At 48.5% G+C, this 13,753-nt stretch carries 13 protein-coding genes and 1 pseudogene; 10 read left to right on the top strand and 4 right to left on the bottom strand.

The genetic code is table 11. The features are described 5' to 3' along the window. The first annotated feature begins 3 nt into the window (after positions 1 to 3). Positions 4 to 906, top strand: a complete 903-nt coding sequence (locus tag AC0OMA_RS16500) for a carbohydrate ABC transporter permease (protein ID WP_015384578.1) — start codon at positions 4 to 6, stop codon at positions 904 to 906. 13 nt (positions 907 to 919) lie between these two features. Further along, a complete protein-coding gene (frlD, locus tag AC0OMA_RS16495; protein WP_015384577.1) occupies positions 920 to 1,774 on the top strand; it encodes a fructosamine kinase FrlD in 855 nt (284 codons plus the stop codon). Positions 1,775 to 1,798: 24 nt separating this feature from the next. Here the strand turns inward: frlD and frlR are convergent, their stop codons facing one another. Then, positions 1,799 to 2,527: a transcriptional regulator FrlR gene (gene frlR / locus AC0OMA_RS16490; protein WP_474222269.1), complete on the bottom strand. Its 729-nt coding sequence runs from the start codon at positions 2,525 to 2,527 to the stop codon at positions 1,799 to 1,801. 181 nt (positions 2,528 to 2,708) lie between these two features. Here frlR and AC0OMA_RS16485 point away from each other — a divergent pair, with 181 nt between their 5' ends. Next, positions 2,709 to 3,812 (top strand): ABC transporter ATP-binding protein, encoded by a 1,104-nt coding sequence (locus AC0OMA_RS16485; RefSeq protein ID WP_181220108.1) that lies wholly within the window; start codon positions 2,709 to 2,711, stop codon positions 3,810 to 3,812. Positions 3,813 to 3,845: 33 nt separating this feature from the next. Here the strand turns inward: AC0OMA_RS16485 and AC0OMA_RS16480 are convergent, their stop codons facing one another. Then, entirely contained in the window at positions 3,846 to 4,712 is an 867-nt protein-coding gene (locus AC0OMA_RS16480) for an endonuclease I family protein (RefSeq protein WP_015483662.1), read from the bottom strand. Positions 4,713 to 4,793: 81 nt separating this feature from the next. Continuing rightward, positions 4,794 to 4,914: pseudogene (locus tag AC0OMA_RS16475) on the bottom strand (hypothetical protein); the annotation flags it as partial. 244 nt (positions 4,915 to 5,158) lie between these two features. On the opposite strand from AC0OMA_RS16475, the gene allC reads away from it, so the two are divergent. From allC to pucE, 7 genes are all read left to right on the top strand, one after another. Then, positions 5,159 to 6,397: an allantoate deiminase gene (allC, locus tag AC0OMA_RS16470; RefSeq protein WP_015384573.1), complete on the top strand. Its 1,239-nt coding sequence runs from the start codon at positions 5,159 to 5,161 to the stop codon at positions 6,395 to 6,397. A 13-nt stretch (positions 6,398 to 6,410) separates the two neighbouring features. Beyond that, positions 6,411 to 7,661: a (S)-ureidoglycine--glyoxylate transaminase gene (gene pucG, locus AC0OMA_RS16465; RefSeq protein ID WP_015483661.1), complete on the top strand. Its 1,251-nt coding sequence runs from the start codon at positions 6,411 to 6,413 to the stop codon at positions 7,659 to 7,661. 215 nt (positions 7,662 to 7,876) lie between these two features. Continuing rightward, positions 7,877 to 8,869, top strand: coding sequence for an XdhC family protein (locus tag AC0OMA_RS16460; protein ID WP_015483660.1), 993 nt, complete (start codon positions 7,877 to 7,879; stop codon positions 8,867 to 8,869). After that, entirely contained in the window at positions 8,866 to 9,483 is a 618-nt protein-coding gene (gene pucB / locus AC0OMA_RS16455; protein WP_015384570.1) for a xanthine dehydrogenase accessory protein PucB, read from the top strand. Before AC0OMA_RS16460 ends, pucB begins: the two co-directional genes overlap by 4 nt. Then, positions 9,480 to 10,313 (top strand): xanthine dehydrogenase subunit C, encoded by an 834-nt coding sequence (pucC, locus tag AC0OMA_RS16450; protein WP_015384569.1) that lies wholly within the window; start codon positions 9,480 to 9,482, stop codon positions 10,311 to 10,313. Before pucB ends, pucC begins: the two co-directional genes overlap by 4 nt. Continuing rightward, positions 10,314 to 12,551, top strand: coding sequence for a xanthine dehydrogenase subunit D (gene pucD, locus AC0OMA_RS16445; RefSeq protein ID WP_474222267.1), 2,238 nt, complete (start codon positions 10,314 to 10,316; stop codon positions 12,549 to 12,551). Then, positions 12,542 to 13,063 (top strand): xanthine dehydrogenase subunit E, encoded by a 522-nt coding sequence (gene pucE / locus AC0OMA_RS16440; protein ID WP_015483659.1) that lies wholly within the window; start codon positions 12,542 to 12,544, stop codon positions 13,061 to 13,063. The genes pucD and pucE overlap by 10 nt, the downstream gene beginning before the upstream one ends. A 205-nt stretch (positions 13,064 to 13,268) precedes the next feature. Here pucE and yuzJ read toward each other — a convergent pair whose 3' ends face one another. After that, positions 13,269 to 13,400, bottom strand: coding sequence for a YhzE/YjcZ family sporulation protein YuzJ (yuzJ, locus tag AC0OMA_RS16435; RefSeq protein ID WP_009968115.1), 132 nt, complete (start codon positions 13,398 to 13,400; stop codon positions 13,269 to 13,271). Positions 13,401 to 13,753: the final 353 nt, after the last annotated feature.

The raw sequence follows: 13,753 nt of genomic DNA, 5'->3' as shown, positions 1-13,753 counted from the left end.
CTGATGCTGCCTCAGAAGAAGACAGATTCGTTCAGGTTGGAGCCTGTGCCTGACCAGCACATTGAGGTGAAAAGAAAGCCTAGACGAAAATGGTATATCGGAGAAACGTCTGTGTGGGTTTTTCTGTTTCTTTATCTGATTGCGATTGCCTATCCGCTTCTCTGGATGGTGTTGAGCGCCTTTAAAAACTCTGACGATATTTTTGAGCACAGCTGGTCGCTGCCGTCTTCGTGGCATCCGGAAAATTTTGTTTCCGCCTGGAACCAGGGGATTTCTTCTTATTTTATGAACAGTGTCATCGTTACGGCGCTGACGTGTGTGATCACTGTCTTTATCAGTGCATGGGCAGCGTATGGCCTTTCCCGGTTTGAGTTTAAAGGAAAAGGATTCTTCTTGGTGCTATGTCTTGGCGGATTGATGCTGACGCCGCAGGTCAGTCTTGTGCCGCTTTATTCTATTATTCAGTCGCTTGGCCTGTACAATACGTATTGGGCGTTAATCCTGCCGTATGCGGCTTATCGGATCCCATTCACCATCATTTTGATCCGCTCTTATTTTCTTTCTATTTCCAAAGAATTGGAGGAGGCGGCCTATTTGGATGGGTGTACAAGTTTTGGAGTATTTTTCAGAATTTTCTTACCAATGAGCGTGCCGATTTTGGTGACATCGGGCATTTTGACGGCTTACCATACATGGAATGAGTTTATGTTTGCGATTATTTTCATAGATGATGAGAATTTGCGGACCATTCCAGCCGGGCTGATGCAGTTCAGAGACGCGCTGCAGACAGACTGGGGCGTCCTGCTGGCGGGGTTAACGATTTCAGCCGCGCCGATTATTATTCTATTTTTATTGATGCAGAAATATTTTGTCCGCGGGATTGCAAGCGGCAGTGTAAAAGGATAAAGGAGGAAGCGCTATGAAATTGATTGCGGTTGGAGATAATGTTGTAGATTACTACCAGGATCAAGAAACATTTTACCCGGGAGGAAATGCCTTAAACGTTGCTGTGCTTGCCAAGCGGCTCGGGCATGAGTCTTCCTATATCGGAATCGTCGGCAATGACGAAGCCGCGGCGCATCTGTTGAACGTTCTCAAGCTGGAGCAGGTTAATGCAGATTATATTCGCCAGGCGCACGGAGAAAACGGGATGGCGATTGTCACCCTTGATGAACAGGGGGACCGCATTTTTGTCAGATCAAATAAAGGCGGCATTCAGTCTCGGCTTCGCCTCGCGTTTCAGGAGAAAGATGTATCTTTTATCAGCGGGCATGATCTGCTGCATACGAGCGTGTACAGCAGGCTTGAGAACGATCTTCCGCAGCTGTGCGGGCTTGTCCCTGTCTCATTTGATTTTTCAACCAATCGGGAGGATGATTATTTGAGGAGGGTCTGTCCTTATGTGACGTATGCGTTTTTTTCAGGAAGCGATTTGAGTGAGTCGGAATGCGGTGAGCTTGCCAAAACAGCTCATGGGTACGGAGCCAAAATGGTTTGTATGACCCGAGGGGGCCAAGGAGCAATCCTGTCTGCGGGTGAGCGAGTCTATCATCAGCCGATTGTGGAAACTGATATAATAGATACACTTGGAGCGGGAGATTCTTTTATAGCAGGCTTTTTGACTGCCTTTTGCGTGAAGCAGGATATAACGTACGCTTTGCGCCAAGCCGCCGAAACGGCTGCGAAAACATGCGGTGTGTACGGTGCTTTCGGCTATGGCTATCCTTATCGCTTGGAGGACGGGGGAAGCAGTGAAAAAACGAGAATACTATAAGCAGTGTCTCGTTTTTTATGCCTGTTATGTGTAGGGGTTGTTGATGGTAAAAGTGACACGGTTTGTGTGCATCAAAAACAATGAGCAATAGATTGGCTGGTCGTTTGATGTAAAAGCCGTTTTATCAATTTCAAACAGCGCATCCCCGATATCACAATCCAGGTATTTGCTTTCCTCCTGTTGGGCATATACAACGTTTAATAGCTTCGTATTGTGCGTGGGTACAACTTTGTACTGCTGTTTCAAAATATCATGCATGGAGACGCCGTCAGCAATAAAGGTATCAATGCCGGGAAACAAATCAAGCGGATAATGCGTCACTTCAAAGGTGAGAGGCTGATCATCATTATATAAAATCCGTTTTAATTCAACGACAGGGCTCTCGGGATGGATTTGAAGCTTTTCAGCGATGGGTTTTGACGCTGGAATGATGTCATGGGACAGCACATGATGCTTCGGTTTTTTGCCGGTTGATTCCATAAATTCCGAGTAGCCGTTTACAGCGATCAGCTCTCGTTTTAATTTAGGGCTTTTAACGAACGTTCCCTTTCCCTGCTGCCTGATCAGATAGCCTTCTTCGACTAAATCGAGAATGGCTTTCCTGACGGTGATGCGGCTGACGTTATACTTGGTGCAAAGCTCGTTTTCGGTAGGCAGCTTGGCGGTTGGGGAATACACGCCCTTTTTGATGTCATCAGTGATGATTTGTTTTAGCTGAATGTATAAAGGTGTAGAACTTCCGTTGTTTAACAAAGAGTAGCCTCCTTTTAACCTATTATTTATATTATAATGTATTATGACGTTATAATACAAATTTACATTTTTTATTTTAGAAATATAGCAAAAATAGGAATCGATTACTCTAAAAATAACAGAAAGACCAAGTTGTTTCCAGTGACGAAATAACGGGTCAAAAGATAGGGGGACTTTTCTGATGGCTTCATTAACATTTGAACACATCAAAAAATCATATCACTCACAATTAACCGTGAAGGACTTTGATTTAGATGTAAAGGATAAGGAGCTTTTGGTGCTGGTGGGGCCGTCAGGATGCGGAAAATCAACAACGCTGCGGATGGTGGCTGGATTAGAAAGCATTTCTGAAGGAAATCTTCTTATTGATGGGGAGCGGGTCAATGATCTTCCGCCGAAAGAACGTGATATTGCGATGGTATTCCAGAACTATGCGCTTTATCCGCATATGACGGTTTTTGATAATATGGCGTTTGGATTAAAGCTCAGAAAGATGGCGAAACAGGAAATTGCCGAGCGGGTTCATGCGGCAGCTAGAATTTTAGAAATTGAACATTTGCTGAAGAGAAAACCGAAGGCGCTCTCCGGCGGGCAGCGGCAAAGGGTGGCGCTTGGCAGGTCGATTGTGAGGGAGCCGAAGGTCTTTTTAATGGACGAGCCGCTTTCTAATCTGGATGCAAAACTAAGAGTGACGATGCGGACAGAAATCAGCAAGCTGCACCAGCGATTAGAGGCAACGATCATTTATGTCACGCATGACCAGACCGAAGCAATGACAATGGGAGATCGGATTGTCGTCATGAATGAAGGGGAAATCCAGCAAGTGGCGAAACCTCATGACATTTATCATTACCCGGCCAATTTGTTTGTCGCAGGCTTCATTGGCTCTCCTGGAATGAACTTTTTGAAAGGCATCATAGAACAGCAGCATGGCGAGCTGTTTTTCACAAATTCTTCGATCCGGCTTCATATTCCTGAAGAAAAAGCAAAGCGGCTGAAGGAAAAGGGATATGCCGGAGAACAGATGATTGCCGGTGTACGGCCGGAGCACATCACACAAATGACAGGAAATGACCAGTTGTTTGATTCAGTGTTTCAAGCGAAGGTGGAGGTGAATGAAAATCTGGGCTCGGAGCTCATAGTGCATGTCATGGCTGGGGACGAGCGGCTCAAGGTCCGCCTGGACGGAAACACGCGAATCGATGCAGGCGATTCAATCCAGCTCTCAGTGAAAATGGACCACGTCGTCTTTTTCGATGCGGAAACGGAAGAGGCTGTGTATTAGAAAAAGGTGCTCCTTAAAAGGAGCACCTTTTTCTTACGGCCAAATCTCGTCCGCCCATTCAGGGTGGTCGATAAATGGATTGCGGTTATGCTGATATTTTTCATAAATGATTTCATTTCTTTTCCGCTCGCGGTCGTCAACCGGATCCTGCTTATTCCATTCGAGCAGGACAGATTGTTTGCCATGATAAGGAGCTGAGCCGTTGCCTGTCTTATCATTAAGCTCAAGATCAGGATAGCCGTCATCACCCTCGTAACGGACAGCCATGTAAAACAGCATGCGGGCAACATCGCCTTTCACATCATCGCGGGGCTCCCATGAATCGCCGTCATAATAATTTCCGGGTGCCTTCGCATATTCAGTGCCGCCATTATCAAAATCCATATTTCCTCTGGCGCTGTTCACTTGAACATCAGCCGGGCGCAAATGATGAATATCAGTACCAGGTCCCTTGCTCGTACCAAAATCGCCATGGGATTTCGCCCAGACGTGCTCGCGGTTCCAATCGCCGACATTGCCGCCGTTCAGGTTTTTGGACCGCGATTCTTTCGTATAGAGCAGGATGACGTTATTCGGATTTCTCGGGTCTTCATCCGTTTCTTTCAGCGCGCTCCACACTTCGCTGTAGGACAGCATCGTGTGTCCGCTGATAATACGGTGCAGGGTGCTTTTTAGCGAGTCTCCTGTTTTACCTTCAGCCCCTTCATAATAGGTATCTGTGTCAGCATAGGGTGCAGCGGGGGCGGCTAATGAGAGAAGGCTTCCTGTTCCTGAAGGGGAAGACGCCAATCGGTCATTAAGGCTTAATGCGGTTTGCGCGCTTGCTGAAGCTGCCGGCGCAAGCCATCCGGAAATCAGTAATACACAGACGAGCGGCAGAAACCATGCTTTTTTTGTCATCACTTGCCCTCCTTTTATCAGATCATGTCTATTATCTAAAATTGAAATAAAGGATAGAAGTGTCATTTTGTATATTTTTCATTAAAATTGTAAATTAGTCCCTTTGGAGGAGACGGAAATCTCCTGTTCCCATATCTTTAGGTCCTGTTTTTTGCGAGCTGCCGGCATTTCCGTTTTCATCCGTACCGCAAACATCGCCTCTCCGGCAAGCTGAGCTTGTTCATATGAAAGGCATTTTGACCCTCTCTTTCGCTCTTGCTGGCTCTCTTCCTAACCGTGTTTTCTTTTGACCTTTACATCAAAATAGTTGTGACATGTAGGGTGAATCTGGTTGCTGGATAGATACTGTGACTAAAAAATAAACGTTTTTTTGGTTAATCTGTCAATGAACTATCATGTTCCTCCTTCTATAATGAAGTCACCATAGCGGCCAGAGGGGGGAGTACATGGAAAAGCAGAAGCTTTCAGTAAAAAACAGCATCACAGATTATATTGAATGGCTCGCCCAATACGGTGCGTCTGCGGATGGCGGCGTAACGAGGCTTTTATACACAAAAGAGTGGATGGACGCACAGCTTGCTGTGAAAACGGAAATGTCTTCTTTCGGGCTTGACACAAGATTCGACGATGTCGGCAATGTGTTTGGAAGGCTTTCGGGCACCCAGTCTCCGGATGAAGTCATTGTAACCGGTTCACATATCGATACTGTCATCAATGGGGGAAAATACGACGGCGCCTATGGTGTTCTGGCGGCAATGCTTGCGATAAAGCGGCTCAAAGAGACATATGGATCGCCGAAAAAAACACTCGAAGCGGTATCCTTATGTGAGGAGGAGGGCAGCCGTTTTCCAATGACCTACTGGGGATCAGGGAATATGACGGGTGTTTTTTCATTACAGGATGGAGCAGAGCCAAGAGACGAATCAGGAGTCTCGCTGCAACATGCGATGCATGAGAACGGTTTTGGCAAAGGTGTGTTTCAGGCAGCATATCGGACAGATATCAGCGCTTTTGTTGAGCTCCATATTGAACAGGGACAGACATTGGAAATGTCAGGACGGGATCTCGGGATTGTGACAAGCATTGCGGGGCAGAGGCGATATCTCGTCACGCTGGAGGGGGAATGCAATCATGCGGGAACCACCTCCATGAAATGGCGCAAGGACCCGCTCGCAGCCAGCAGCCGTATCATTCATGAGCTGCTGCTGCGGTCGGAGGAGCTGCCGGAGGAGCTCCGTCTGACATGCGGAAAAATAACGGCAGAGCCCAATGTAGCCAATGTCATACCGGGCCGCGTCCAGTTTTCAATCGATATTCGCCATCAGCATCAGCATGTGCTGGAGCAGTTTCATCAAGACATGGTTGCTTTGATCAATGGCATTTGCCATCAAAAAGGAATTCGCGCCGTGATTGATGAATATATGCGGATAGAGCCTGTGCCGATGGACGAAAGGCTGAAGGCTGCGGCTTTTGAAACAGCATTAGAAAACGGCTTCAGCTGTGAGGGAATGGTGAGCGGAGCAGGGCATGACGCGCAAATGATCGGAAGGCGCTATCCTGCTTGTATGCTGTTTGTGCCAAGCCGAGGCGGTGTCAGCCACTCACCGAAGGAATATACGTCAGCCAGACAGCTTGAGATCGGCGTCCGCGCACTGACTGATTTATTATACAAACTGGCTTACTGAAGGAGGAATGGCTGTGTCAGGCAGAAGAGAATTATGCACCCCGTTAAGAACGATTATGACGCCGGGGCCTGTTGAGGTTGATCCGCGTGTATTAAGAGTAATGAGCACCCCGGTTGTCGGCCAATTTGATCCGGCGTTTACAGGTATTATGAATGAAACGATGGAGATGCTTCGGGAGCTGTTCCAAACAAAAAACCACTGGGCATACCCGATTGACGGCACTTCACGGGCGGGAATTGAAGCAGTGCTGGCTAGTGTGATAGAGCCGGAAGATGATGTGCTCATTCCCATTTACGGCCGTTTCGGTTATTTGCTGACTGAAATCGCCGAGCGATATGGGGCAAATGTTCATATGCTTGAGAGCGAATGGGGAACGGTTTTTGACCCGGAGGACATCATACGGGAGATAAAAAAAGTGAAGCCGAAAATTGTGGCAATGGTGCATGGAGAAACATCGACAGGACGGATTCACCCGCTGAAAGCCATCGGCGAAGCCTGCCGCACCGAGGATGCATTGTTTATCGTCGATGCAGTCGCAACGATTGGGGGCTGCGAGGTTAAAGTCGATGAATGGAAGATTGACGCTGCCATCGGCGGAACGCAAAAATGTTTATCTGTGCCTTCAGGAATGGCGCCGATTACATATAATGAGCGGGTGGCGGACGTGATTGCAGCCCGCAAAAAGGTGGAGCGGGGGATTGCGACACAAGCTGACAGGGAAGCGCTTTTGGGAAATCGGCCGATCACAAGCAACTACTTTGATTTGAGCCAGCTTGAGGATTATTGGAGCGAAAGACGGCTCAATCATCATACAGAAGCGACGACGATGCTGTACGCCTTACGTGAGGGAGTCAGACTGGTGCTTGAAGAAGGTCTTGAGACACGTTTCGAGCGGCATCGGCACCATGAAGCCGCATTAGCAGCAGGGATAGAGGCAATGGGGCTAAGATTGTTTGGAGATGACAGCTGCAAAATGCCTGTTGTCACCTGTGTCGAAATTCCCGGCGGCATTGACGGCGAGTCTGTCCGTGACATGCTGCTGGCACAATTCGGGATTGAAATTGCCAGCTCATTCGGCCCGCTCGCAGGGAAGATCTGGAGAATCGGCACGATGGGGTACAGCTGCAGAAAAGAAAACGTGCTATTCGTGCTTGCCGGGTTAGAGGCTGTGCTTCTCAGACATAACGCAGGAATCGAAGCAGGAAAAGCGCTCCAAGCAGCGCTGGATGTGTATGAAAACGCTGGCCGCCAGGCAGCGGTGTAAAGAAAAGCTTGCGGAGTTCCGCAAGCTTTTTAACGATATGATTTCGTGTTTTCTCCAATCTGATTTTCTTCGTTTGACTCTTTTTACAAATCCTCTTTCTATGTGTTTTATTTTCTGACAAATCATGAGTCATTTTTTCTTCCATCGTCTATTCTTTATACAAGTTACCCATAAAACGCTGAATTAGTTGTTTTTTTCGAGAGGAGGATGCAGCATTGGGAAATTTTCACACGGTGTTAGACGCGCTTCTGGAAGACCAGGAGGGGGCTGTGCTGGCGACCATTGTTCAGGTTGAAGGCTCCGCATATCGAAAAGCAGGTGCTTCTATGCTCTTTAGGAAAAATGGCAAGCGGATTGGCTTGCTGAGCGGCGGGTGTGTGGAAGAAGATGTATTCCAAAGAATCAGTGCGCTGGGCGAACAGCTCACATCAGCGCTGATTCCCTACGACATGCGGTCGGAGGACGATCTTTCTTGGGGCATGGGAGCCGGGTGCAATGGCATTATTCATGTTCATGCAGAGCGAATCACTCTGGAAAAAAGGCGGCACTATGAGAAAGTGAGGGACTGCCTTCATTCAGGCAAAGCTGTCACTTCCGTTATAAAAATTGGATCCTCCCATTATTTATTTCTGACGGAGAACGGGCATTTTGGGAACTGGCCGGACGCGCCTCTGCAAGATATTCAACGTGCTGTTTCAACGCTTCATTTACCGCATTTCGATCCACCCACTAACATGTTTATTCAGCGAATTGAACCGAAGCCGCGTCTCATTCTGTTTGGAGCGGGACCGGATACTGTACCGCTGGCCAATTTGGCGGCTGACACAGGGTTTTCTGTTATCGTGACGGATTGGCGGCCCGCTTATTGTACATCCTCTCTTTTTCCAAAAGCGGATCAGCTGATCATCGCTTTTCCGGAACAAATGCTTAGCGAATTTCAATTTTTTCCGCATGATGCAGCTGTTGTGGCAACCCATCATTATGAGCACGATCAAACGATCATCAACTTCTTATTTTCTCAAAACCTCCATTATATTGGACTCTTGGGTTCGGCAAACCGCACGAAACGGCTACTGAACGGAAAACATCCTCCGTCTCACTTTTACAGTCCGGTCGGGCTGAAAATCGGTGCGGAAGGTCCCGAGGAAATTGCGGTAAGTGTAGTTGCAGAAATTATTCAAACAAGAAAACGGCTGGCGGTTGTATGAGAAACCCCTATCTGATCGGCGTGTTTCTCGCTGCCGGCAAAAGCAGAAGAATGGGTCAAAACAAGCTGGCTTTGCCGCTAAAAGGAGAAAACATCGGCTCACTTTCTTTGAAAACTGCTCTGTCGTCCCGCCTTGATCACGTGCTGGTCGTCGAGCTGACAGAACATGCTTCCCTTGAGTGGATAGGAGCGCCGTATCACGCTCCGCCTTTTCAAAAACGCTGGAGCCTGCACGTTTGCCAAGACGCAGAAAAGGGTCAGGGGCATTCAGTCAGCAGCGGGGTGAGAAAAGCAGAAAGCATGGGGGCGGACGGCGTTGTCATTTTGTTAGCCGACCAGCCTCAGCTTTCCGTCGATCATCTCAATGCCCTTATGGCACTGGCTCCTGAGTCATTTGCCGTGTCATCGTTTTTAGGGGCGTTCACCCCGCCAATCTACTTCTCGTCGGCTTGTTTTCCTTATGTAAAGGGGTTAACGGGAGATGAAGGGGCTCGCAGGCTCCTGAAAAGCGGACAGCTTGGAGCAGGAGCGGTTTTGGAGGCAAAGGATAGCGGCGAGTTGGACGATATTGATACACCCGAGGAATATGACATGGTAAGGAGGGCGATGGCTTGAACGGCCAAGTGACAAAAGCAAGGATGAATATTCAATTATGGAGGCCGGCAGCGCTTGATGAGGCCTATTCGCTTTTAGAGAAGCTTGCTCCGGATGTGTGTGCCGCATCGGGAAGCACGCTGCTTCAGCTTCTGTGGGACAAAGGAACTCTACCGAAACAGCACCTTGTCAGCCTTGAAGGGATTGACGAGATGCGAGGGATCAGCGCCAGTGACACCCACGTGTCGATCGGGGCGCTCACATCACTGAATGAATGCAGAAAGAACCCTTTGATCAAGAGCGCGCTTGGCTGTTTCAGTGACGCTGCTTCCGCTGTCGCTGCACCGGGGATTCGCAGCCGTGCCACGATTGGCGGCAACATAGCGAGTAAAATAGGTGATTTCATTCCGCTTCTGCTTGTGCTTAGTGCTGAGCTTATCGTATATCAAAAGGAGCTAATCAGGCTGCCGCTTAGCGCTTGGCTCAGTGAGGAAGACTTTAGAACGGCTATCGTCACGCGTGTCATCATCCCGCGGGCGGAGGGAGAGCGTGTATTTTATCACAAGCTTGGAAGGCGCCAGGCTTTTACAGGAGCGGCTGCTGTTGCAGCTGGACGTTTTTTGAAAGACGGCGGCATTCGCCTCGCCGCTGGCCATGCCGATATCACTCCTAGGAGATTATTGGACAGTGAAGCGAAATGGATGGCACCAGGGTGGGACTCGCATGAGCTGTACAAAATACTTATCCATGAGCTGCCGTTTTCCTCAGATGCTTTTATGTCAGCGGCATACAGAAAAAAAGCCGCTGCCAACGTCATCATGGCAGAGCTGATGGCTGAGGGAGGGGAATAAATGATCATCAACAAACCGTCAAAAGTCAGGCCGGATGGAAGGGGTAAGGTCACAGGGGAATTGAAATATATGACCGATCTCAGCTTTCCAGGAATGCTGTATGGCAAGGTGCTGAGAAGTGCTTATCCTCATGCAGAGATTGTGTCGGTTTGCACCATAAAAGCTGAGAAAATGGAAGGCGTGCAGGCCGTTGTCACACATAAAGACGTTCCCGGGTTAAACCGATTTGGCATTGTCATTCCTGATCAGCCGGTTTTATGTGAGGACAGGGTGCGGTATGTCGGGGATGCGATCGTCGCAGTTGCTGCAGAATCGGAGGAAATCGCGGAAGCGGCGCTGGAGCTGATTCACGTTGAATATAAAGAGCTGGAAGTCATGGATTCACCAGAAAAAGCGCTTCGGCCGAATGCGCAAAGACTGCATGAGGACGGGAATATCCTGCACCGCGCATTTTTTTCGAACGGCGATGTGGAAGAAGGGTTTCAAGCATCTGACACAGTCCTTGAAGAAACCTATGAGCTGCCGCGGCAGATGCATACGTATATGGAAACGGAGGGAGGCGTAGCCGTTCCGGAAGACGACGGGGGTTTTACGATGTATGCAGGAACCCAGCACGGCTATAAAGACCGTTTCCAGCTTGCCCGTATTTTTGACATTCCTGAAGAGAAGATAAGGATTGTGTCAAGTCCGATGGGCGGCTCGTTCGGAGGGAAGGATGAGCTGAATATTCAGCCGTATGCCGCGCTTTTGTCACTGAAAAGCGGACGTCCTGTCAAAATCCATCAGACACGAAAGGAATCTGTACGTTCTGGCATTAAGCGCCATCCGATGAAGATTACGATAAAAACGGGTGCGGATCATTCGGGAAATCTATTGGCGCATGACGTGAAAATTGTGGCGGACACAGGCGCATATGCTACGCTCGGACCGGCTGTTCTTGATTTTTCTGTCGAGCATGCCGCGGGGCCGTACCGTATTCCGAATATCCGGACTGAAGGAATATCAGTATTTACGAACAACGGGGTGGCGGGGGAATTCCGAGGCTTTGGCGGCAATCAAATCACATTTGCACTCGAAACCCATCTCGATCGTCTCAGCGGCATGCTCGGCATCGACCCGCTGGAGCTGAGAAGAAAAAATATCAGAAAACCGCATGACTTGGGACCGCTTGAGCATCGAATTGCACCAACTGACGGAGCGGCGCAGGTGTTGAATGCCATATCTAAATCTCCCATTCTTACAAGAACAAGCCGGAACTGCGGGTATCTGCAAAGAGGCACGGGAGCGGCAATTACAATGCACGGCGGCGGGCTGGGATATGGCCGAATGGATGCGGCAGGAGGCCGTTTGTCCCTTTCGAGTGAAGGCAAAATCACAGCATCGTTCGGATTTGAAGAATGCGGACAGGGGATTCTAGCAGCGATTGAACATATTGTCATGGAGGAGCTGGGTTGTGCCGCAGAAGATATTTCCATTGTTATTGGGGATACCGCAAAAGTGCCGAAGTCAGGCTCCTCCACAGCATCCCGCGGCACAAGCATGGTGTGGCACGCGATCCAGCGTTTGAAGAAGCCGTTTCTAGCTCAGTTGAAAAAAAGGGCGGCAGAATGGAACGGCTGTTCAGCGGAAAACCTTATTCCCGGCGCTGCAGGCTTGCGTGACAAAAACACAAAGGCGCTCGTGGTGACGTATAAGGAGCTGGCTGAAAAAGGCCCTTTGGCAGAGGAAACGGCCTTTGACTTTCCAACAACGCCTGATCCTGTGGTGGGCGGCCATTTCCTCTACTCATTTGGAGCGGCTGCCGTTGAGGTGGAGGTAGATCTGTTAACAGGCGATGTCAAAGTGATAGATTGTGAGCATGCTATTGCGGCAGGTCCGGTTGTCAGTCCGCAGGGTTATCGAGGTCAAATTGAAGGCGGCGCTGCCATGGCACTCGGCTACACACTGATGGAGGAAGCCAAAATGACGGACGGCCGTTATGCCGCGGAAAATTTAGATCACTATTTGATCCCTGGAGTTAAAGACGTTCCTAACATGAAGGTGATCGCAATAGAAGAACTAATGAAGGGTGACGCATATGGACCGCGCGGTGTTGGCGAAATCGGAACGATCGCCATCACTCCGGCGATTGTAAAGGCAGTACATGATGCAGTCGGATGTTGGATTAATAAGCTGCCGATTTCAAGAGAAGAGCTGCTTGAAGCGATAGACAGAAAGGGGCTGAAGCAATGGACGTAAAAGAGGCCGGGCCATTTCCTGTAAAAAAGGAACAGTTCCGAATGACCGTGAATGGACAGGAGCGGGAGGTTGCTGCCGTTCCTACGACACATCTGAGTGACCTGCTTAGAAAGGAATTTCAGCTGACCGGGACAAAGGTGTCCTGCGGAATCGGCCGCTGCGGAGCCTGCTCTATTTTAATCGACGGAAAACTGGCCAATGCGTGTATGACCATGGCTTACCAAGTGGACGGCCACTCCATTACAACAATCGAGGGCGTACAAAAAGAGGAACTGGATATCTGCCAAACCGCTTTTCTGGAAGAAGGAGGCTTCCAATGCGGCTACTGTACCCCAGGAATGATAATTGCGCTTAAAGCTCTGTTTCGGGAAACCCCTCAACCTTCTGACGAAGATATAGAAGAAGGGCTGGCGGGGAATTTGTGCCGGTGTACCGGGTATGGCGGGATTATGCGGTCAGCTTGCAGGATTAGAAGAGAGTTGAACGGGGGTAGACGGGAGTCCGGCTTTTAAAAGCCGGACTTTTTTAGCCTCAGTCAGACAGCGCGGTCAAGACGCAGAAGCGCTGTGGGAAACATCACGATAAATCTCGTAGAACTTGATAGCTTCTGGATTAGAAAATGATTAGTGAATCCATAGCAAAGACGCCATAAAAACTTCTTATGGCGTCTGTCGGACAGGGAGGTGTTGGATACGGCGGAGGCAAGGAAAGTTAAACTTAATAATTAAAGATAGCTGCTCCAACAATGATCAACAAAATGAATAGCACCACGATCAAAGCGAAGGAGCTCCCGAAACCGTTTGAGTAACCAGAGTTTCCACTATATCCACCAGAATTGTAGAATCCCATAATGTCACCTCCTTTAGTGGAGATAGTATAAGATATGCCAAACGATCATTTTCGACATAGATTTAAGTCTAAAAAAGAAAAAATGAATATTTTGTCTAAAGGTGTAAGAGAGAACGCATTATCAAAACGATTAAAACCGCAGCAATTGTCTTCAAAGTATTTTTTTGAGAAGCTTCTAAGAGCTGACTTATTAGTTTGAAACCCCGATTTATAAATGAAAGGACTACAGGATGTTTTTCTCGTAGCAATTATCCTGAAAAATATTGGTGAATGTTTATTCAAGCTGTTGTTTCACTAAGCGTGGGATCACTGCAAGTACTGTCTTAGGATCAAAAGTTTATTGAAGTGCAAAT

The sequence above is a fragment of the Bacillus sp. AMCV2 genome, assembly GCF_056033925.1.
This window is presented reverse-complemented; position numbering and strand designations above follow the sequence as displayed.

Bases quoted from the DNA above. Each gene is read 5' to 3' on its own strand.
- AC0OMA_RS16500 (WP_015384578.1), top strand. From the start codon at position 4: ATGCTGCCTCAGAAGAAGACAGATTCGTTCAGGTTGGAGCCTGTGCCT.
- frlD (WP_015384577.1), top strand. From the start codon at position 920: ATGAAATTGATTGCGGTTGGAGATAATGTTGTAGATTACTACCAGGAT.
- AC0OMA_RS16485 (WP_181220108.1), top strand. From the start codon at position 2,709: ATGGCTTCATTAACATTTGAACACATCAAAAAATCATATCACTCACAA.
- AC0OMA_RS16480 (WP_015483662.1), bottom strand. From the start codon at position 4,712: ATGACAAAAAAAGCATGGTTTCTGCCGCTCGTCTGTGTATTACTGATT.
- allC (WP_015384573.1), top strand. From the start codon at position 5,159: ATGGAAAAGCAGAAGCTTTCAGTAAAAAACAGCATCACAGATTATATT.
- pucB (WP_015384570.1), top strand. From the start codon at position 8,866: ATGAGAAACCCCTATCTGATCGGCGTGTTTCTCGCTGCCGGCAAAAGC.
- pucD (WP_474222267.1), top strand. From the start codon at position 10,314: ATGATCATCAACAAACCGTCAAAAGTCAGGCCGGATGGAAGGGGTAAG.
- pucE (WP_015483659.1), top strand. From the start codon at position 12,542: ATGGACGTAAAAGAGGCCGGGCCATTTCCTGTAAAAAAGGAACAGTTC.
- yuzJ (WP_009968115.1), bottom strand. From the start codon at position 13,400: ATGGGATTCTACAATTCTGGTGGATATAGTGGAAACTCTGGTTACTCA.